Genomic DNA, 21,395 nt, shown 5'->3' with positions numbered 1-21,395 from the left:
GGCCGCCGCGATGGGCCATCCTTGGCCCAGCGCGGCTAACCCGGCGTCCTGCCGGGTTACCCACGCTCCAAAGCCTGCGTTCGGCCAGCGTGGTTTAACGGGGCGCCTAAGATCAAGATCAAAAGCAGATCAAGGGCACAGCGGCCTACAGGCCGGCTTGAGTGTGGTGAAGCAACAGCAAGATCAAAAGCTAAAGCGGGCACGGTCCAAATGTGGGAGCGGGCTTGCTCGCGAAGGTCGTTAACGATGACGCGGGCATCCTGATTCAACGCGGCGGCCTCAGGTTTTTCGCGAGCAAGCCCACAGAAAAGCAGCTTTGCTTTCGCTCTTAACACTCAAGCCGGCCGGGGCTACCGGCCGGCTTGAGTGTGGTGAAGCAACAGCCAAATCAAAAGCGGGCACGGTTCAAAATGTGGGAGCGGGCTTGCTCGCGAAGGTCGTTAACGATGACGCGGGCATCCTGATTCAACGCGGCGGCCTCAGGTTTTTCGCGAGCAAGCTCGCTCCTACAGAAAAGCAGCTTTGCTTTCGCTTTTAACACTCAAGCCGGCCTGTAGGCCGCTGTGCTCTTGCTTTTGATCTTGATCTGACTGCCCCATTCAGCCCGAGGCCGAACGCAGGTATTGCGGAGCGGGTAAACCGGCAGGACGCCGGTTTAGCCGCGCCGGGCCATGGATGGCCCGTCGCGGCGGCCCGCGGAGCAATGCCGGAGTGAGGGAACACCGAGCCTAGGCGAGGTGCCGACAGGCGGGGCAGAGCGTTTTGGTTACTTTTGCGCTTTTCAAAAGTGACCCGCTGTAAGAGCGGAACCCTAAGTAGCCGTTACCCAAATAACGGATATACACTCAAAACAACAACCGCGAAAAATCACAACACTGCACCGCCAACTGCGCCACATCCTGGTTCAACCCAAACTGCCGATCCCCGCGATGCAACGCCACATACCCAACCTTGGGCAGCGCCGGTTCCGTCTCCAATGCGCGTAATTCTCCGCGCTCGATCAAATGCGACAAGCACGCCTTGGGCAAGTAACTCACCCCCACCCCCGACAACGCGAGCCCGACCTGCACCAGCAAGTTATGGCTGGTCAGCTTACGCGGCATCTGCACAGCATGCGCCGCCAGCCAGCGCTCATAAAGCAGGCCCGTCCCGGAGTGCGAACCCTGGGTCAGCACCGTATACCCCGCCAACACCTCAAGCCCTACCGGATCAGGCTCACTGACTAACCACGGTGCGCACATCCAGGCGTTTTCCACACTGCCCAACGGCGTACTCAGGAACCGCGAATCACTGTAGGCATCGGGCACGATCACCAGGTCCAGTTCATCACTCTCCAGCTTGCGAAACAGCTCGCTGCTCAACTCCACTGACGGCTCGATCTGCACTTTGGGATACGCCTCACGCAACGCTTCCACCAGCGCAGGCAACCAGGTGAAGGCCGTCAGTTCCGTCACCCCGAGACGAAACCTGCGCACCAGCACTTCTCGGGTACTCACCCGCTCCAGCAAGTAGTCGCGACGCTCCAGCAGGTCCTTGGCGTAGTCGAGCAACTCGGCGCCTTTTTCGGTCAGCCGGGCATTGCGTTTGCTGCGGTCGAAAATCTCGACATCGAAGGTTTCTTCCAACTCCTGGATGCGCTTGGAAATCGCCGACTGCGACATGTTCAGCTTGTTCGCCGCCGCTTCGAAACTGCCCAGCTCGGCAATCCAGTACAACGCGTCGATTTGCTTGAACGTGATCATCGGCCACCTCCCATGAGAAAAAGCGATCCTATCAGATAATAAAATATCGCTAAAACTGCTTCTTCATCGCTCCTAAGATCTAGCCACAGACCCATAAGATCAATCGGAGTTACAGCCATGTCCTTGCCCGGTTCCCGCATCCTCCCCAACCCACCGCTGGCTTCTGCCGAAGTGCTTGAAGCCTTCACTCACGTGGTCACCCCGCACATCAGCGACAACCTCGGCCGGCACATCGGCGCCCGTGGGCTGAACCGCTACAACCGTACCGGCAAGCTGGTGGGCACCGCGCTCACGGTGAAAACCCGCCCTGGCGACAACCTGCTGATCTACAAGGCCATGAGCATGCTGGAGCCCGGCCACGTGCTGGTGGTGGACGCCCAGGGCGACACCAACAACGCGGTGATCGGCGAGTTGGTCAAGCTCTACGCCCAGCAACGCGGCTGCGTGGGGTTTGTGATTGACGGGGCGATTCGCGATGTTGCGAGCTTCGAGGACACGCCTTGCTACGCCCGCAGCGTGGTGCATTGCGGGCCTTACAAGACTGGCCCGGGGGAAGTGAATGTGCCGGTGTCCATCGGCGGCATGCTGATCAACCCGGGGGATGTGCTGGTGGGTGACGAAGACGGCCTGGTCGCCTTCTCCCAGGCCGACGCCGCCGAAGTACTGCGCAAGGCCGCACAACACGCGGCCCACGAAGAGGAAGTCAAAGCCGAAATCGCCAGCGGTGCGGTGCGCCAGAGCTGGATCGACAAGGTGCTGCAACAGGCCGGCCTGGCAGGTTGAAGGGGAACATCATGAGCACTGAATTTCTGTCAGATCGGGTGCTGGGCATTGCGCCCTCCCCGAGCATCGCCGCCAACGCACTGGTCAGCGAACTGCGCGCCCAGGGTCGGGACATCGTCAACTTCACCGTGGGCGAGCCGGACTTCGATACACCCGCGCATATCCTCGAAGCAGCCAGCGCCGCGATGCACAGTGGCGACACCCACTACACCGCCACCAGCGGCACCCTCGCCCTGCGCCAGGCGATCTGCCTCAAGCTCAAGCGTGATAACCAGTTGGACTACGGGCTGGACGAAGTGATTGCCGGCTGCGGTGGCAAGCACATCATCTATCACGCCCTGGCGGCGACCCTGAATCGCGGCGACGAAGTCATCGTGCACACGCCGTATTGGGTGTCGTACCCGGACATCGCGCGGCTGAATGACGCAACGCCGGTGATCGTTCCCGGCGATGAGTCACTGGGGTTCAAGCTGTCGCCGCAAGCCCTGGAACAGGCGATCACCCCGCGCAGCAAATGGGTGATCCTCAACAGCCCGAACAACCCCAGTGGCGCGGTGTACAACGAGGCCGAGCTGTTGGCCCTGGCCGAGGTGCTGCGGCGTCATCCCCATGTGCTGATCATGGCTGACGAGATCTACGAGCACTTTGTCTACGACGCTGCCCGCCACGTTTCCCTGACCCGACTTGCACCGGATTTGAAGCCGCGCACGCTGATCGTCAACGGCGCCTCCAAGGGCTATGCCATGACCGGCTGGCGCCTGGGTTTCGGTGCAGGCCCGGCGTGGTTGATCGCGGCCATCGCCAAGTTGCTTTCGCAAACCACCACCTGCCCCAGCTCTCTCAGCCAGGCGGCTGCGGTTGCCGCCTTCGCCGGCGACCAGGCGCCCATCGCCGGGATGCGCGAGGTGTACCAGCAACGCCGCGAACGCATGTTGGGCTTGCTCGAAGATATATCCGGCGTGAGCTTCACCCCACCGGAGGGCGCGTTCTACGTGTTCGCCAACGTCGCCGGATTGATCGGCAAGACCACCCCGCACGGCGAGCGGATCGACAGCGACACACAACTGGCCGAGTACCTGCTGCGAGAACACGGCCTGGCCACCGTGAGTGGTGCGGCGTACGGCATGTCGCCGTATATCCGGCTGTCGTTCGCCAGCTCGCTTCAAGTGATTGAAGAAGGTTGCCGTCGCCTGAATGAAGCGTGCCATCGATTGCGCTGACGGATACCCACACCACCCGGCGGCCAGGGATGGCCGCTCATTGACTGCCTAGAACAACACTCATAATCATTGATATAAATGAGGCATTCCCATGCACAAGCCCCGCATCGCGCTGGTCTGGCAAATCCTGATCGGCCTGCTCGCCGGCATCGCCATCGGTGCCCTGCTGCACCGTTTTCCCGAGTCCCGGCCGTGGCTGGTGGACAACCTGCTGCAACCGGCGGGCGATATCTTTATCAAGCTGATGAAGATGATCGTCGTGCCCATCGTGTTTGCCTGCATGGTGGTGGGCATTGCCGGGCACGGTGACGGTAAATCCCTGGGACGCATCGGGGCCAAGTCCCTGGGCTATTTCTTCTGCATCACCACGTTGGCGATCATCGTCGGGCTGGTGATGGGCAACCTGCTCCAGCCGGGTGCCGGCACCGAACTGGCCAGCCTGAAAGCCAGCGCGGTGACCTTGCCCACCAGCAGCGCCGGCGGTGGCCACAGCCTGGGGCAGATCATTGTCGGGATCATCCCGGACAACGTGATCAACGCCATGGCCCAGGGCAGCTTGCTGTCAGTGCTGTTCTTCGCGGTGATGTTTGGCCTCGGGGTTTCGCGCTTGCCGGCCGAGCGCAAAGACCCGGTGATTGCCTTGCTGCGCGGGGTGTCGGAGGCGATGTTCAAGGTGACGTCGATGATCATGGCCTATTCGCCTATCGGCGTGTTCGGGATGATCGCAGTGACCGTGGCCAACTTCGGGTTCAGTTCGCTGCTGCCGTTGGCCAAGTTGATCATGGTCAGCTACGTGTCGATTGCGTTCTTCGTGCTGGTGGTGCTCAACCTGGTGGCGCGGCTGTGCGGGATCAACCTGTTTGCGTTGATGCGGCATATCAAGGACGAACTGATCCTGGCGTTCTCCACTGCCAGCTCGGCGGCGGTGATGCCGCAACTGATGAAGAAGCTCGAAACCTACGGCGTGCCGCCTTCGCTGGTGAGCTTTGTGGTGCCGGTGGGGTATTCGTTCAACCTGGACGGTGCGTCGCTGTTCCTGGGGATCGGCACGCTGTTCGTGGCGCAGTTGTATGGCATCGACCTGAGCCTGGGCGACCAGGCCCTGCTGGTGGTGACCATGGTGCTGACGTCCAAGGGCGCGGCCGGCGTGCCGGGGTTCATGTTCGTGATTCTGTCGGCGACCCTGGCGAGTGCGGGCTTGCCGTTGGAGGGCATCGCGTTTATCGCCGGGGTGTATCGCCTGATGGAAATGCCGACCACCGCATTGAATGTGCTGGGCAATGCCCTGGCACCGCTGGTGATTGCCAAGTGGGAACGCCGGGAGGGCACTGCAGATACCTGTGGCGAGGGAGCTTGTCCCCCGTTGGGCTGCGCAGCAGCCCCAATAAGCTCACCGAGTTTCCCTGAAAAAACGCGGTGAATTTTCAGGGCTGCTGCGCAGCCCAACGGGGGACAAGCCCCCTCGCCACAAGGTGTGGGTTGTCAGCTCTGTCAACTGTGCAGGTCGAGGTCCGACGCGTCATGACGCTCGCGCAGTTGCTCTGAAGGCTCGCCCGACACGCGGTTGACCCGGCGCCCTCGCTGTACCGCAGGCCGCGCTTCGATGGCATCGGCCCAGCGCAGCACGTGCTTGTAATCCTGCACCGAGAGAAATTCTCCGCCTTCGTACAAGCGGCCTTTCACCAGGCCGCCGTACCACGGCCAGATCGCCATGTCGGCGATGGTGTACTCATCCCCGGCGATGTATTCGTGCTCGGCCAGTTGCTTGTCCAGCACGTCCAGTTGGCGCTTGGTTTCCATGGCGAAACGGTCGATGGCGTATTCGATCTTGGTCGGCGCATAGGCATAGAAATGCCCGAAACCACCGCCCAGGTACGGCGCGCTGCCCATCTGCCAGAACAACCACGACAGGCACTCGGCACGGACCGCCGGTTCGGTGGGCAGGAACGCGCCGAACTTCTCGGCCAGGTACTGCAGGATCGCCCCCGACTCGAACACCCGAATCGGCTTGGGCCCGCTGCGGTCCAGCAGCGCGGGAATCTTCGAGTTCGGGTTCACGCCAACGAAGCCGCTGCCGAACTGGTCGCCGTCACCGATCTTGATCAACCACGCATCGTATTCCGCACCCTGGTGACCCAGGGCCAACAGCTCTTCCAGCAGGATCGTGACTTTCTGGCCATTGGGCGTTGCCAGGGAATACAGCTGCAACGGATGACGACCGACCGGCAATTCCTTGTCGTGGGTCGCACCGGCGATGGGCCGGTTGATGCTGGCGAAGGTGCCGCCGTTTTGGGTCTTCCAGGTCCAGACTTTTGGCGGTACGTAATCAGTCATGTCACTACTCCTTGGATTCAATGTTCACAACAACTAACCAAATAACTCACTCACTAACTGTAGGAGCGAGCTTGCTCGCGAAAAACTCGAGAGCGCCGTGTTCTTTCAGGGTGCCCGCGTTATCGTTGACGACCTTCGCGAGCAAGCTCGCTCCTACAGGTTTTTTTGGGCCAGTTGGGCAATATTCCAGCCGCCACCCAATGCCTTGATCAGTCCTACGTTGGCGCTTAACTGTTGAGTCTGTAGATCCAGCACAGTTCGCTGTGCCTGCAACGACGCTACCTGCGCCGTCACCACATCCAGGTACGCGGCGCCGCCCTGGCGATAGCGCGCCAGGGACAAGTCCTCGGCGTACTGCGCAGCAGCGGCAGCATCACGCTGGTCAACCAGGGCAGTGTCGAGCCCGGAGATGATCGACAGGTTGTTCTCCACCTGCTCGAACGCGGTCAACACTACACCACGATACTTGGCTGCGGCTTCATCTGTTGCCGCCTTGGCACTGTCGACTCCGGCCTGGCGCGCGCCGCCATCAAAAATCGTCCCCACCAGCGACGGGCCAATGGCCCAGAAGATGTTGGGCGCACTCAACAAATGCGCGAACTCATCACTCTGGAAACCGCCTTGGGCACTCAGCGTGAGGGCCGGGAACCAGGCGGCTTTCGCCACACCTATGCGTGCATTGGCCGAGGCAATCCGACGCTCGGCAGCGGCGATATCCGGCCGGCGCTGCAACAGCGTAGACGGTACGCCGGTGGGCACGCCGGGCAAGGCGATATCCGCGACGCTGGGGGCAATCGCGTAGGTCGATGCGGACTCACCCAGCATCGCCGCTATCGAGTGTTCAAGCACTGCACGCTGCACCCGGTTCTGGCTCAGTTGCGACTTGACCGTCGACAATTGGGTACGCGCTCGCGCTACGTCGAGACCGGAAACGATACCGCCGCCATGCAAGCCTTCGGTCAGGCTCAGAGCCTTGGCGTAAGCGTCACTGGTTTCCTGTAGCAACTGGTCTTGCCGGTCGATGCCACGCAGGCGGATATAGCTGTCGGCCAACTGAGCCTGCAAGCTCAAGCGCACCGAAGCCAGGTCTGCCTTGGCGGCCTGGGCGTCGCTGGTGCCGGCGGCAACGGTGTCACGCACGCGGCCCCAGAGGTCGACTTCATAGTCCAGTTCCACGCCCACTGTCCCGGAATCGTAAACATTCGGCGGGCTGGCTGAGCGCAGTGGCCGGGTGTCCGACTGGCGAATGCGCTGGGCATTGCCCGACCCGATAAGCTTCGGAAACAGCCCGGATTGCGCCTGGGCCAAAAACGCCTGGGCCTGGGAATAGTGAGCCAATGCCGCGCTCAAGTCCGGGTTGTTTTGCAGCAACTGCTGCTCCATCCCATCCAGTTGCGGGTCTTTGTAGATGTGCCACCAACCGTCGCGACTCGCTTGGTCGTTCGGTGTGCCGACGGTCCACGGTCCTTGGGTATGGAACTGCGCGGCCACGGGTACGTCCGGCACGTCCAGCGGCGGCGCCAGGTGGCAGGCGCCCAGGCCCAGGGTCGCGACCAATACCAGGCAAGTGCGCTTAGCCATGGGGTTTGGCCTCTGCGGGGTTGGCGGCCAGTTGCACCGAATCGTCGTCGGCCAGGCCGTCGGGCGGGGTGTCGATCACCCGGTCAGTGGCGACGAGGCCACTGCCGATTTCCACACTGTCACCAAAGTCACGGGCGATGGTCACGGTCTTGAAGTGCACGTGATTGTTCGCATCGAGGGTCGCCACACGCATGCCCTTGTCATCGAATATCAGGACGCTGGCGGGCAGGCGCAGCACGTCGGTCTGTACCGGCAAGGTGAACTGCACGCTGGTGTAGCCGCCCGGCAACAGGCGGCTGCCGGGGTTGTCCACCAGCAGTTGCACCAGGGTGCTGCCGGACGCGGCGTTGACCGCATCAGCGGTGGCAATCACCTTCGCAGTGAAGGCTTCACCGCGATATTCCGGCACGCTGAGACGCGCCACGGTGCCCACCTTGATCTGCGGCGCCGACGACTGCGGCACCTGCACATACACCCGCAGGCGGCTGACATCGGAGACCGCGAACAGCTCTTTGCCGGTGGCCCCACCGGCACTGATCAAGGCACCTACATCGGTGGAGCGCGCAGTGACCACACCGGCGAACGGCGCGGTCAACCGCTGGAAGCCCTTGGTGGCAACCAACTGGTCGACGTTGGCCTTGGCCGCGACCACTTTGGCCTGCTTGGCGGTGAGGTCGCCGGTGCGCTCATCCACGTCCTGGCGCGACACCGAATCCGAGGCCAGCATCGCCTGCCAGCGCTTGGCGGTGGTCTGTGCCAGCGACTCGTCGGCCTGGGCCGAAGCCAGTACAGCCTTGGCTTGCAGCAGTTGTTGATCCAGCTCCGGCGTGTCGATTTCGGCCAGCAGTTGCCCGGCCTTTACGTGGTCGCCGATGTCGACGTTCCAGGTCTTGAGGTAGCCATTGACCCGGGCAAAGATCGACGCCCGCGAATACGCCTCAAGGCGCCCCGGCAGGTTCAGGATCGGCCCTTGGGGCTGCACGCTCGGAGTGATCAGGATCACGCTGGGCAAGGCCTGTGCGTCGGTCCAGGTTTTCAGGTCATGGGATTCACTGGCGCGCACACCGATGCCGAACACCACCACGGCGACCAGCACCACCAGCCCCAACACGAGCCAGAGCAGACCACGGGATTTACGGCGGGGTGAACCCGGATTGGAAACGGAAGTGGACATGTCAAACCCCTTGAGTGGCGGTGGTCGCAAGCGTGGCGTGCTGACGCCGCCCGTGCACAAGACTGAAAATCAGCGGAACCAGGAACAACGTGGCAATGGTGGCGAAGGCCAGCCCGCCGATGACCGCACGGCCCAGCGGAGCGTTCTGTTCGCCGCCCTCCCCCAGGCTCAGGGCCATGGGCGCCATGCCGATGATCATCGAAATCGCGGTCATCAATACCGGGCGCAGACGGGTAAAACCGGCTTCAAGCGCCGCCTGCACCGCATCCCCGTGCACCGCCAGGCGTTCGCGGCAGAAGCTCACCACGAGGATCGCGTTGGCGGTGGCCACGCCCATGCACATGATCGCCCCGGTCAACGCCGGTACCGACAGCGGCGTGTGGGTGATGAACAGCATCCACACAATCCCCGCGAGCGCCGCCGGCAAGGCGGTGATGATCACGAACGGGTCAGCCCATGACTGGAAGTTGACCACGATCAACAGGTAGATCAGCACCACCGCGCCAAGCAGGCCAAACAGCAAGCCGCTGAAAGCCGCGTTCATGGTTTGCACCTGGCCCTGCAACAGCACCTTGGAACCGGTGGGCACTTCACTGGCGTGGGCGGCGAGGATCCTCTGGATATCGGCGGCGACGGCACCGAGGTCGCGACCCTGGATCGCGGTCAAGACCTCGACCACCGGCTGGATATCCGACTGGGTCACCACCGAGTTGCTGTGGCTGCGGTCGATGGAGGCCAGGCCGCCGAGGGTCTGGTCCGACGCCGCACCGGCACTGCCGCTCAACGGCAGGTTATGCAAGGCGGCCAGGGTGTCGAGGCCGTATTGCGGGGTTTGCATCACAATCGGGTAGGACACGCCGTTGGCCGGGTTGAGCCAGAACGTCGGCGCCACCTGGCTGGAACCGGCGAGGTTAACCACCAGGCTGTTGGTCACGTCGCGCTCGTTCAGGCCCACCAGTTGGGCTTGGGTACGGTCCACGTTGATATTGAAGGTCGGCAGTTGCCGCGACTGCTGGATGCGCGCATCCACCACCCCCGGCACCCGCCGGATTTCCCGCAGCAACGTGCTGGCATAGGTGAAGTTGGCTGGCAGGTTATTGCCGCTGACTTGCACATCCACCGGCGCGGAAGAGCCGAAGTTGAGGATCTGCCCGACGATGTCCGACGCCGGGAACGAGAACACTGCATTCGGGAATTCACGGGGCAGTCGTTCACGCAGTTCGCGCATGTAATCGGCGGTGGGACGATGGCCCTCTTTCAGGCTGATCTGGATATCGCTGTCCTGGGAGCCCACGGTGCCGGTGTTGTTGTAGGCCACGTTGATCCCGCTGATGGCTAGGCCGATGTTGTCGACGATGGCCGCCAGTTCCTGGGGCTCGATCACTTTATGAATGGTGTTTTCGATCTGCGAGACCAGCCGCGCATTGCTCTCGACCCGTGTACCGATCGGGGCACGCACATGCAGCAGGATCTGCCCGGAGTCGACCTCAGGGAAGAAGTTGCGGCCGAGAAATGGCACCAGCGCAAACGACACGGCAACAAACGCCAGCAGCGCGATCACCACGATACGGCGGTGATGCAAGGCACTCTCCAGTGCCCCGTGGTAAATCCCGCGAAACGCTTCGAACTGCCGCTCGAACCCGCGTTGGAATTTCACCAGCGGGTTGCTCGACGGCGCGACCACCGGCGTGCCGTCCGCATGATGTTCGTGAGGCTTGAGCAGGTAATTGGCCAGGGTCGGCACCAGGGTTCGCGAGAGGATGAACGAGGCGATCATCGCGAAGATCACCGCTTCCGCCATCGGCACAAACAGGAAGCGCGCCACGCCTTCCAGGAAAAACATCGGCACGAACACGATGCAGATACACAGCAGCGACACGAACGCCGGCGTGACGATCTGCGCCGCACCGTCGAGGATCGCCGTCTCCACCGGTTTGCCCTGCTCCAGGTGCCAGTTGATGTTTTCGATGGTCACCGTGGCGTCGTCCACCAGAATCCCCACGGCCAATGCCAGGCCGCCGAGGGTCATGATGTTGAGGGTTTCACCGAGCGCCGACAGCGTGGCAATCGACGACAGGATGGCCAGCGGAATCGAGGTGGTGATAATCACCGTGGAGCGCCAACTGCCGAGGAACAACAGGATCATCAGGCTGGTCAGCGCCGCTGCAATCACCCCTTCACGGGCCACACCGCTGATGGCCGAACGCACGAACAGCGACTGGTCGCCGATCAAGTCGATGTTCAGATTGGGCGGCAGCGCGCCTTTGTTGTCGGCCAGTTTGTCCTTGATGCCGGCGATCACCCCGAGGGTCGAGGCCGAACCGGTCTTGAGCACCGGCAGCAACACGGAACGGTTGCCGTTGACGTGCACGATGTTGGTCTGCGGCGGGTTGCCGTCGCGTACGGTGGCCACGTCACGAATCAACACGGTAGTGCCGTCGGCGGTCTTGATCGGCAGGTTTTCCAGGTCGTGGAAGTCCGTCGGCGAGTTGTTCAGTTGCAGGTTGAACTCGTAGCTGCCGATCTTTTGCGTGCCTATTGGGGTGATCAGGTTCTGCGTAGCGAGGGCAGTGGCAACGTCTTGTGCCGACAGCCCACGTGCCTGCATCCGCGCCGAGTCGAGGTCGATCTGCACCTGGCGGGTCTTGCCGCCAAACGGGTATGGGAGTGCCGCACCGGGCACCGTGGTCAGCATCAGGCGCACGGTGTTGAGGCCCAGGTCACCGAGCTTCTGTTCGCTGAGGCCTTTGCCGGACAACGCCAATTGCACGATCGGCACGGTCGAGGCGCTGTAGTTGAGAATCAGCGGCGGCGTGGTGCCCGGTGGCAATTGACGCAGGATGGCCTGGGACACCGAAGTCATTTGCGCGTTGGCGGTACTGATATTGACGCCTGGCTGGAAGTACACCTTGACGATGCCGAAGCCGTTCAACGACTCCGCCTCGATATGGCGAATGTCGTTGACCGTGGTGGTCAGCACCCGCTCGAACGGCGAGGTGATCCGGCCGGCCATCTGATCCGGAGGCAAGCCGGTGTACTGCCAGATCACGGCAATCACGGGGATGCGAATTTCGGGGAAGATGTCGGTCGGGGTACGCCAGGCCGCGAGCGGGCCCACAATCAGAATGAAAATAGCCAATACCAGGAAGGTATAGGGGCGCCGCAATGCGATGCGCACAAGGCTGAGCATAGGTGTGATCCAGACAGGAAGTTGAACACTGAAGGAGGCACTGAACAGTGCTTTCCTCCTGCCTCGCCCGTCTGTGTTCCGGGCCAACTGCGCTGACATCCGGTCAAAATAGAGGCATATGCCACGATATAGCTTTTAGAGGTATACGCAACTAATTTGTTGCTACATGTGTCAATATTCATCTTGCCGGATTAACGTTCGGTTAACCCTTGATCTGTAGCGAGTGATCAGCCTGTGAAATGCGCACCGCCCGTCCTGAATAGTCCCAGCACCTGTTCCAATGGAGCCGTGCGTCGTGCGTCCCGGCGGATGGCGCAAATTTATGATGAGGCGTTTTTGCCGTTTGGGCTGAAGGCTACTCAGTATTCGTTGATGAACCATATCGCCAATGGGGACGCGCCGAAGATGCGTGATTTGGCGCAATCGTTGGTGATGGATTTGTCGGCCCTGGGGCATACGCTCAAGCCGCTGGTGCGGGATGGGTTGGTGGTGTTGCAGGTGGATGAGTTGGACCGCCGCAGCCGACGGGTGCTGTTGACCGATGCGGGGCAGCGTAAGTACGAGGAGGCGCGGGTGGTGTCCAGGCAGATGGCGGTGCGGTTTGATGCGGCTTTTGGTGCTGAGGCGGCTTGCGAGTTGCGTAAGGCCATGGACTTTATTGCGTCTGATGAGTTTGCTCGGGCGTTGTTGGGTTGAGGGGGCATATCCGTTATTCAGGTAATGGCTGATATGGGGTCCGCTCTTACAGCGGCTCACTTTTGAAGAGCGCAAAAGTAAGTAAAACGCTCTTGCCCCACCACTCGGCACCTCGCTAATGCTCGGTGTGCCCTCAGCTCCGGCAGCACGAAGCGGGCCGCCTAAGATCAAGATCAAAAGCAGATCAACAGCACAGCGGCCTACAGGCCGGCTTGAGTGTGGTGAAGCAACAGCAACAGCAGAATCAAAAGCTAAAGCGGGCACAGTCCAAATGTGGGAGCGGGCTTGCTCGCGAAGGTCGTTAACGATGACGTTGGCATTCTGGATGAACGCGGCGTTCTCAGGTTTTTCGCGAGCAAGCCCGCTCCCACATAAAGCAGCTCTGCTCTTGATCTGCTTTTGATTTTTATCTGAGGGCCCCGTTAACCACGATGGCCGCAAGTAGGCACGGTGGAGCGGGTGAATCGGCAGGAAAGCCGATTTAGCCGCTGTAAAAGATAGCCTGAACAGGTTCACAGGGTATCCATCCCGACTAACGCCATACGCCAGACCGCCCCCTGTGTTATTCCAAACGTCGTGAAAGACCCTTGCCTGAGACTCAGCATGAACGAAACACTCGAAGACATTCTGACCAAAGACCTGGCCGTGATTTTCTGCGGAATAAACCCGGGCCTGAAGGCCGCCGCCACCGGCCATCACTTCATGGGCAGGAGCAACCGGTTCTGGCGCACGCTACACCTGGCCGGGTTTACGCCCCATGAAGTGCAGCCGGAAAACGACCGCACGATTCTGCAGTACCAGTGCGGGCTGACCACGGTGGTGGAGCGGCCTACGGCCCGGGCGGATCAGTTGTCAGTGGATGAATTCAAGGCAGCGGCGGCGAGTTTTGAACTCAAGATCACCCGTTATGCGCCACGGTATGTGGCGTTTCTGGGAAAGGCAGCCTATAGCGCGTTGAGCGGGCAGAAGCAGATTGCCTGGGGGCTTCAACCGCACACCCTGGGGCATGCGGCTGTGTGGGTTCTGCCCAATCCCAGCGGCAGGAACCTGGGCTTTACCCAGGCCCAGTTGGTCGAGGCGTACCGTCATCTGAAGCTGGCATTGGACGCCCCCGCCTAAACCATCGGCTGGTGACTGGTCACACAATGAATCCCACCACCACCCGCCGCGATTGCATCGATATTGAGCTGCACCACCTCGCGCTCCGGGTAGAGCCTGGACAGTAGCGCTAGGGCTTTTGCGTCGGCCACCTTGTCGCCGAACTCGGGTCCAATCACCGCCCCATTGATGACGAAGTAGTTGATATAACCCGGTGCGAAATCCGGATTGTTCCGGCTGAACCGGCTTTTGCGTGGATTAAGCGGCGGCGACACGGTGTGCACCTGCAGCGGCCGTCCGTCCGCATCGGTGGCCTGCTTGAGGATGTCGAGGTGCGCCAGCGTGACCTTGTGATCATAGGATCCGGGGTCGGTGTCGAGGTTGGCAATCACCACGCCTGGTTTGACGAAGCGTGCATAAAAATCGACGTGGGCATCGGTGATGTCTTTGCCCTTGATGCCCGGTAGCCAGATGATTTTGCGCAGGCCCAGGCGCGTCTTCAGCTCGGCCTCGACATCCGCCTTACTCCAGCCCGGATTGCGGTTGGTATTGATCCAGCTGCTTTCGGTCATGATCCCGGTGCCGTGGCCATCCACCTCGATGGCGCCGCCCTCGCCCACCAGTTCGCTGCGAATCGGCTGGGCCTCGGTGACTTCAGCCACTAGGGCGGCCAACTGCGCATCCTCGGCGTGCTGTTGTTTATTACCCCAGCCGTTGAAGTTGAAATCCACGGCGCCCAGCCCGCCCTGGCCATCGACGACAAAATTGGCGCCGGTGTCGCGCATCCAGATGTCGTCCAGCTCGGTGACCACGAATGTGGTGTTGTGGGTGCCGCATTTTTCTTCGGCCAGCGCCCGCTCATCCTCGCGGCAGAACACGGTCACCGGCTCGTGACGGGCGATGGCGCGGGCGATCCGGCCCAGGGCTTCTTGCACATCCGGCGTGAAGTCTTCGTGAATGGCCTCCTGCGCGCCAAAGGCGATGAACGCTTGCTGATGTTTTTCACCTTCGTCCGGCATGATCCAGCTCCCCTTTTTGGCGGCCTGTGCCCAGCGTGAGCCCAACCCTACGGACGCGGCTGCGCCCAGGGCGGCTAACACCGATACCTGTTTGATGAATTCGCGACGTGTTGCCATAAGTGCCTCTGGAAGTTGAATCATTTGACGGTAGCGGTCTTAAACTTGGTCCAGACCCGCATGCGCGCACGCATGTCCGCCTGGGGAATATCTTTACCCGGGATCAACCGTTCGAACGTGGCTTCATCCGGATAGATCTGCGGGTTGTTGCGCATTGCCGGATCTACATCAGGACGCGCCTTGGCGTTCGCGGTGGGATAGCCGGTGAAGTTACTGATCGCCGCCATGTTCTCCGGGCGCATCACGAAATTGATGAACGCGTAGGCGTACTCCGGATGCCGGGCATCGACGGGGATCGCCATGGTGTCCATCCACACCGTCGTGCCTTCGCGGGGGATGTGATAGTCGAACGTAACCTTTTTGCCGGCAGCATCCGCCGCCCGTTGCGCCTGGGTCATGTCGCCGCTGTAGCCGAGGGACAGGCACAGGTTGCCGTTCACCAGGTCGGTCACCGGTTGCGACTGGAATTTGCGAATGTAGGGCCGCAGCTTGAGCAATAGCTCGCTGGCGGCAGCAAGGTCTGCCGGCTTGGCACTGCGTGGGTCACGCCCCAAATAGTTGAGTGCTACCGCCAGCACTTCGTCCGGTGAGTCGATCAGGGAAATCCCGCAGTCGGCGAACCTGGCGGCCAGCTCCGGCTTGAACAACAGGTCGAGGCTGTTGACCGGCGCGTCCGGCAGGCGCTGCTTGATTTGCTCGGTGTTGTAGGTCAGGCCGATGGTGCCCCAGGTGTAAGGAACGGTGGCGGTGTTCGAGTAGGTGTAGTGCGTACGCAGCTTCTGCAAACCGGGCTCGATATCCTTCAGGGCGGTGAGCCTGGACTGATCCAGCGGTTGCAGGCTTCCAGCACGCATGAGCCGTTCGCCCACGGTGTCGCCAGGGAAGATCAGGTCATATCCGCTGCCGCCGGCCATCAGCTTGGCCTCCAGGGTTTCGCTGCCGTCCATCACATCGTAGATCACCTGGATCCCGGTTTCGGCGGTAAACCGCGACAACGTGTCCTCGGCGAAGTAATCGGCCCAGTTGTAGAGCTTCAAGGTCTTTTCTTCGGCGTGCAGCGACGGCGCCAGCGCCAGGCAGCAGAGCAACAGCGTGCAAGCGATCTTCATCTCAAAGCCCTCGGTAGGTGTGGTGACCATCCAGACTCAACAACCCGCCATACATTTCCGGGCGACGGTCGCGGTAGATGCCCCAGGTCAGGCGGTCCTCGCGCATCGCCGCCAGGTCCAGGCGGTGCACCAGCACACCGGTGCTGTCGCGGTCCGCTTCGGCGAGCAACTTGCCCTTGTGATTGCAGATGAAGGACGAGCCGTAGAAGTCCATCTGCAAAGTCGGGTCGGTAGTCGCCACCTCGCGGCCGACACGGTTAGAGGCGACTACCGGCACGAGGTTGGCAGCCGCATGCCCACGCATGGTCATCTGCCAATGGTCCCGGGAATCCAGGGCCGCGCAGCCCGGCTCAGAACCGATGGCCGTGGGAAACAGCAACACTTCGGCGCCCATCAGCGCCAGGCAGCGCGCGGTCTCGGGGAACCACTGATCCCAGCAGATGCCCAGGCCGATGCGCCCGAATGCCGTGTCCCAGACCCGAAATCCGGTATCGCCGGGGCTGAAGTATTCCTTCTCCTGATAACCGATGGCGTTGGGGATATGGGTCTTGCGGTACACCCCGAGTAACTGCCCATCCGCATCGGCCACGCTCAGTGAGTTGAAACAGGCATTGCCGGCCTTTTCGAACCAACTGAGGGGCAGCACCACGCCCAGTTCCCGGGCCAGGGCGGCGAAGCGTTTGAGCACCGCGCTGTGCCGGTATTCCTGCGCCAGCGCCAGGTGTTTGTGATGCTGCTCGATGCAAAAATACGGCGTGGCAAACAGCTCCTGCAGCAGGATCACTTGGGCGCCTTTGCTGGCCGCATCACGCACCAATTGTTCGGCCAGATCCAGGTTGTTCGGCAGGTCCCAGGTGCAGGGCATTTGCGTGACACCAATCGTCAGTACGGACATGACATCACCCCTTCACCGGCCAGGCGGGTTGCTGCTGGGTGATGCAATGCACCCCGCCGCCGCCGTGGGCCAGGTGATTGATCCGTACCGGCACCACCACGCGCCCCGGAAACGCCCGGGCCAATACATCGGCGGCCACTTGGTCGGCGTCAATGCCATAGGCCGGCATGATGATCGCGTTATTGGCGATGTAAAAGTTGGTGTAAGAGGCACAAAACACTTCGGCCTCGGTGTCTACGGCGTCGGTGGCTTCATACAGCTCGATCAGCTCGAAGCGGCGGCCGCGGGCGTCGGTGGCCAACTCCAGGGCACGGCGATTTTCCCGAACCACCTCGGCGTACACCGAGTGTTTGTCGTGGGTGGCATCCACCAGCAACACGCCCGGGCGGGCGAAGGCGCACACGCCATCGACATGGCCGTCGGTCATGTCGCCAGTCACATGGTCGGGATCCCCTGGCAGCCAGATGGTTTTTTTCACGCCCAGCAAGCGCGTGAAGATCGCCTCGATCTCGGCCTTGGTCATCCCAGGGTTACGGTTGGGATTGAGCAACACCGATTCGGTGGTAATCAACGTGCCCTCGCCGTCCACATGAATCGCGCCGCCTTCGTTGCTCAACGGCGTGCCGAAGCATTCCATGCCCATGTGATTGAGCACGCGGCGGGCCAGGCTTTCGTCCAGGTCATGGGCCGACTTGCCGCCCCACGCATTGAAGCGCCAGCTCACACCGGCGAGGCCCCGTTGCGGGTGGCACACAAAGCTCGGGCCGGAGTCGCGACACCAGCTGTCGTTCACTGCCAGCTCGATCAGGTCAATGTTCGGCCCGCACAATGCCCGGGCGCCGGCGACGGCCGAAGGGTCAACGATCATTTTCACCGGTTCAAAACGCGCGATGGTATTGGCAACACGGGCAAAGTCTTCCTGCACCAGTGGCAACGTAACGCCCCAGCCAGACTCCCAAAGCGCCTGGTTATGCGGCCAGACCATCCACGTCGCCGCATGCCTGGCCCACTCCGCCGGCATCCACCAGCCACTGTCCTGAATTTCATTCTGCTGCATGACAAATACCTTTGAGTTAAGTCATTGTGTTCAATGAAAACTGTCTGCGAGGTCTTGGCATGCATGCTACGGCTGTAAAAACGGGCAAACAAACGATGGATTTTGTGGAAAACTGATTAGAGGAACTTATCAGCATGCTTAACCATTGGCCGCCCCTGGGCACCCTTCGCGGCTTCGAAGCCGCCGCCCGGTTGGGCAGTTTCCACAAGGCCGCCGAGGAACTGCACCTCACCCAATCGGCAATCAGCCAGCAAATTCGCAGCCTTGAGGCGTACCTGGAACAGCCGCTGTTTTTCCGCAGTGGGCGCAGCGTCAGCCTGACCGATGCCGGGCACGATTTCCTCAGCACCACCCAGGCGTTATTGCAGCAATTGGCCGTGGGGGTTCGTCGCCTGGGGCAGTACCGCAAACCCAATCAACTGGTGCTCAACACCACGCCAACCTTCGCCCGCCACTGGCTGTTGCCGCGCCTGGAAGATTTCCGCCGCCAGCACCCTGAAGTAGACCTGTGGATATTCAGCACCGACGAAGTCCCGGACATGGCCAGCCAGACCATCGACCTCGCCGTGCGCGACGACATCAGTTCCCAGGCCGAATGCAGCTTCAAGGTGCTGCATGCCGACCGCCTTTTCCCAGCGTGCCATCCGCGCGTGTTGGCACTGCCCAAGGAGCAACGCACCACCCTCCACGGCGAGCGGGAGATGGATTGGAGCCATTGGGCGGTAGAGGCCGGGATTGATGTGGGCCAGAAGGATCAGGGGCTGAACTTCTCTGACCCGGGGCTGTTGCTGGATGCGGCCTGTACGGGCTTGGGGATTGCGCTGGTCAGCCGGTTATTGAGTCGCCAGCCGCTGGAAAGCGGGCTATTGCAGCCGCTGGTAGAGGCAACCATTCGTGGGCCCAACTGGGCCTTGCTGACCCACCGTGACAGCGAAAACAACCCGCTGGCACGGTGCTTCAGTGAATGGTTGATCGCCAATCTGGCAACTGCCTGCGCCGGTTAGTCGCGGCTGACGCTCAACTTCTCCCACAAAAAGCTGTAGACCAGCGCACTCATATGCGCAGCCTGTGCATTGTCCGCCGCCCCGCCGTGCCCACCCTCGATATTTTCGTAGTACGTCACGTCCTTGCCGGCGTCGATCATCTTCGCCGCCAGCTTGCGGGCGTGGGCTGGATGCACGCGGTCATCGCGGGTAGAGGTCAGGAAAAACACCGGTGGGTAGGCCTTCGCCGGATCGAACAGGTGGTACGGCGAAAACGTCTGGATGTACGCCCACTCTTCAGGCTCGTCCGGATTACCGTACTCCCCCATCCACGACGCTCCGGCCAACAAGAGGTGGTAACGCTGCATGTCGAGCAAGGGCACCTGGGAGACGATTGCACCGAACAGTTCAGGGTATTGGGTCAGCATATTGCCGACCAATAGGCCACCGTTGCTGCCACCCTCCGCGCCCAGGTGTCGGGGCGAAGTAATCCCACGGTCGATCAGGTCGCGGGCCACCGCGGCAAAATCTTCATAGGCGCGCGGACGGTTCTGCTTGAGTGCCGCCTGGTGCCAGCGAGGACCGTATTCACCGCCACCGCGAATGTTGGCAACCACGTACACCCCGCCCTTCGAGAGCCAGGCGCGGCCTGCCTTACCGGAGTAATACGGGGTCAGGGAGTATTCAAAGCCGCCGTAGCCATAGAGCAAGGTCGGCGCGGTGCCGTTGCGCGGCAGGTCTTTCCCGAGCACCAGGAAATACGGCACACGGGTGCCATCCCTGGAGACCGCGAAGTGCTGCTCGATCACATGCTGGCTGGAATCGAAAAATGCCGGCAGGGCTTTCAGTACCTCGGGCGGATGACCGATCTCGGCCAGCGATAAGGTGGTCGGCGTCAGATAGTCGGTGGTCACCAGCCAGAGGGCGTCACTGTCGTCGCTGTCCACTGCGCTGGCACCCACTGTCCCCATGCCCGGCGCCCCCGTGAACGGGCTGTGCTGCCATCCGTTCGCGCCGGGAGTCAGCACACTGAGACGGTTCTTGACGTGATCGAGTACGTTCAGCACCAGGTGATTCAGCGTCCAGAAAAAACCCGCCAGCGAGGTACTGTCCGTAGGGGTGAACAGCACGTCGAAATCCCGCTGCCCTGCCATGAAACGATCGAACCGGATCGCCAGCAACGAACCGGCCACAAACACCTCATCAAGCGTCCAGTCCTCCCGCAGTTCCAGCAGCAGCCAGTCTTTGTATACCGACTTTTCCGCCGAGTTCGGCGCATCGATTTTGCTTAACTGGTTGTCGCTGCCCCGCAGGTACAGCTCGTTGTTGTAGAACGCCAGCGTGCGGCTGACGAAGTCACGCTCATGGCCGGGCGTGTCGTCGTGCATCGCCGCGATGTACATATCATCCAGCTCGCCTTCGTAGACAACACGGGCAGCACTCAGCGGCGTACCGCGCTGCCACTGTTTGACGATGCGCGGGTAACCGGAGCGGGTCATCGTGCCCTCACCAAAATCGGTGAAGACATAGGCGTTGTCATGGTCGATCCAGCCCAGGCCGCCCTTGGACTCGGGCAACTGGAAACCGTCTTCGACCCAGGTCTTGGTGGCCAGATCAAACTCCCGGGTGACACTCGCATCCGCGCCGCCGCGGGACAACGCCAGCAGGCAGCGCTGGTAGTCCGGGCGCAAATAGTCAGCACCGTGCCATACCCAGTTTTCGCCCTCGGCGGCGTTCAGCGCATCCAGGTCCAGCAGCGTTTCCCAGGCAGGCTGAGGCTTGCGGTATTCCGCCAGCGTGGTGCGACGCCATAGGCCCCGCGGGTGAGCGGCGTCCATCCAGAAGTTGTAGTAATGGCCGCCGACCTTGTCGACGTAGGGGATATTGCTGTCCGAGTCCAGCATCTCCAGCACATCGGCTTTGATTTGCCGGAAGCTGTCGGAGCGGGCGAGTCGGTCTTCGGTCTTGAGGTTCTGAGCTTGCACCCAGTGCATCGATTGCTCGCCTTCGACGTCTTCAAGCCATTGGAAAGGATCAGCGGTGATGGTGGGAAGCGTGGTCATGCTCGACTCCTGTCGACAAACAGCCATGGATAGCACGTAGGGGGAAAATCTTGAACGTCTTTTTCAGTTGGGCAAAGCCGGGGCATAAGGTGGAGCGCCATCAAGACTTGAACCGACCTGCATGACGCAAACGTACTCCAACCACCCCGACCAGTCCTAGCGGAACGCTCAGCAAGCAACAATGGCCAGCGGTTGGGAGACCAGCAAGGTTTTTACGTACAACCGCATTTCACACATATCGGTCAGCTCGCCGTTACTCACATCCACCAGCGGCAGGTTGCCCCAGGTGCCCTTTTTGAAATGTTTACCCGCTATGGGGGCCAAGAAAGCTGGG

General features: G+C 61.5%; 16 protein-coding genes and 1 pseudogene. 6 read left to right on the top strand and 11 right to left on the bottom strand.

Features of this window, described 5'->3' with window-relative positions; translation table 11 throughout:
• Positions 1-845: 845 nt before the first annotated feature.
• Positions 846-1,742, bottom strand: coding sequence for a LysR family transcriptional regulator (locus AU074_RS09930; protein ID WP_076014564.1), 897 nt, complete (start codon positions 1,740-1,742; stop codon positions 846-848).
• Between the two features lie 117 nt (positions 1,743-1,859).
• Between AU074_RS09930 and AU074_RS09925 the strand changes: the two genes are divergently transcribed.
• From AU074_RS09925 to AU074_RS09915, 3 genes are all read left to right on the top strand, one after another.
• On the top strand, positions 1,860-2,525 hold the full coding sequence (locus AU074_RS09925) for an RraA family protein (protein ID WP_076014563.1): 666 nt from the start codon (positions 1,860-1,862) through the stop codon (positions 2,523-2,525).
• Positions 2,526-2,536: 11 nt separating this feature from the next.
• Complete coding sequence (locus AU074_RS09920) at positions 2,537-3,745, top strand: pyridoxal phosphate-dependent aminotransferase (RefSeq protein WP_083676659.1); 1,209 nt, start codon at positions 2,537-2,539, stop codon at positions 3,743-3,745.
• A 91-nt stretch (positions 3,746-3,836) separates the two neighbouring features.
• Positions 3,837-5,165 (top strand): cation:dicarboxylate symporter family transporter, encoded by a 1,329-nt coding sequence (locus AU074_RS09915; protein ID WP_076014562.1) that lies wholly within the window; start codon positions 3,837-3,839, stop codon positions 5,163-5,165.
• 71 nt (positions 5,166-5,236) lie between these two features.
• On the opposite strand, the gene yghU is transcribed toward AU074_RS09915, so the two are convergent.
• The 4 genes from yghU to AU074_RS09895 form a co-directional block, all read right to left on the bottom strand.
• Positions 5,237-6,079, bottom strand: a complete 843-nt coding sequence (yghU, locus tag AU074_RS09910; RefSeq protein WP_076014561.1) for a glutathione-dependent disulfide-bond oxidoreductase — start codon at positions 6,077-6,079, stop codon at positions 5,237-5,239.
• A 153-nt stretch (positions 6,080-6,232) separates the two neighbouring features.
• The gene (locus AU074_RS09905) at positions 6,233-7,660 is read right to left on the bottom strand and encodes an efflux transporter outer membrane subunit (RefSeq protein WP_076014560.1); all 1,428 of its coding nucleotides are present in this window, start codon (positions 7,658-7,660) and stop codon (positions 6,233-6,235) included.
• Entirely contained in the window at positions 7,653-8,834 is a 1,182-nt protein-coding gene (locus AU074_RS09900) for an efflux RND transporter periplasmic adaptor subunit (protein ID WP_076014559.1), read from the bottom strand. The genes AU074_RS09905 and AU074_RS09900 overlap by 8 nt, the downstream gene beginning before the upstream one ends.
• A gap of 1 nt (position 8,835) precedes the next feature.
• The gene (locus tag AU074_RS09895; protein ID WP_076014558.1) at positions 8,836-12,024 is read right to left on the bottom strand and encodes an efflux RND transporter permease subunit; all 3,189 of its coding nucleotides are present in this window, start codon (positions 12,022-12,024) and stop codon (positions 8,836-8,838) included.
• 309 nt (positions 12,025-12,333) lie between these two features.
• Here AU074_RS09895 and AU074_RS09890 point away from each other — a divergent pair, with 309 nt between their 5' ends.
• Entirely contained in the window at positions 12,334-12,720 is a 387-nt protein-coding gene (locus AU074_RS09890; protein ID WP_083676658.1) for a MarR family winged helix-turn-helix transcriptional regulator, read from the top strand.
• Positions 12,721-13,323: 603 nt separating this feature from the next.
• Positions 13,324-13,839 (top strand): G/U mismatch-specific DNA glycosylase, encoded by a 516-nt coding sequence (gene mug / locus AU074_RS09885; protein ID WP_076014556.1) that lies wholly within the window; start codon positions 13,324-13,326, stop codon positions 13,837-13,839.
• Here the strand turns inward: mug and AU074_RS09880 are convergent.
• The 4 genes from AU074_RS09880 to AU074_RS09865 are packed head-to-tail and all read right to left on the bottom strand — an operon-like array spanning position 13,836 to position 18,015.
• Positions 13,836-14,954, bottom strand: a complete 1,119-nt coding sequence (locus AU074_RS09880) for an agmatine/peptidylarginine deiminase (RefSeq protein ID WP_076014555.1) — start codon at positions 14,952-14,954, stop codon at positions 13,836-13,838. The two genes, mug and AU074_RS09880, sit on opposite strands and share 4 nt — an antisense overlap.
• 20 nt (positions 14,955-14,974) lie before the next feature.
• On the bottom strand, positions 14,975-16,063 hold the full coding sequence (locus tag AU074_RS09875; RefSeq protein ID WP_076014554.1) for an extracellular solute-binding protein: 1,089 nt from the start codon (positions 16,061-16,063) through the stop codon (positions 14,975-14,977).
• 1 nt (position 16,064) lies between these two features.
• Positions 16,065-16,958, bottom strand: a complete 894-nt coding sequence (gene aguB / locus AU074_RS09870; RefSeq protein ID WP_076014553.1) for an N-carbamoylputrescine amidase — start codon at positions 16,956-16,958, stop codon at positions 16,065-16,067.
• A 4-nt stretch (positions 16,959-16,962) separates the two neighbouring features.
• On the bottom strand, positions 16,963-18,015 hold the full coding sequence (locus tag AU074_RS09865; protein WP_076014552.1) for an agmatine/peptidylarginine deiminase: 1,053 nt from the start codon (positions 18,013-18,015) through the stop codon (positions 16,963-16,965).
• 134 nt (positions 18,016-18,149) lie between these two features.
• Here AU074_RS09865 and AU074_RS09860 point away from each other — a divergent pair, with 134 nt between their 5' ends.
• Complete coding sequence (locus AU074_RS09860) at positions 18,150-19,019, top strand: LysR substrate-binding domain-containing protein (protein ID WP_076014551.1); 870 nt, start codon at positions 18,150-18,152, stop codon at positions 19,017-19,019.
• On the opposite strand, the gene AU074_RS09855 is transcribed toward AU074_RS09860, so the two are convergent.
• Complete coding sequence (locus AU074_RS09855; protein WP_143503567.1) at positions 19,016-21,061, bottom strand: prolyl oligopeptidase family protein; 2,046 nt, start codon at positions 21,059-21,061, stop codon at positions 19,016-19,018. The genes AU074_RS09860 and AU074_RS09855 overlap by 4 nt on opposite strands.
• A 186-nt stretch (positions 21,062-21,247) precedes the next feature.
• A pseudogene (locus tag AU074_RS34460) lies at positions 21,248-21,331 on the bottom strand (hypothetical protein); the annotation flags it as partial.
• Positions 21,332-21,395 lie beyond the last annotated feature (64 nt).

The sequence above is a fragment of the Pseudomonas sp. ATCC PTA-122608 genome, assembly GCF_001952855.1.
Lineage (GTDB): Bacteria > Pseudomonadota > Gammaproteobacteria > Pseudomonadales > Pseudomonadaceae > Aquipseudomonas.
Note: the sequence above shows the minus strand (reverse complement) of the source record. Positions and strands in the feature narration are given on the sequence as shown.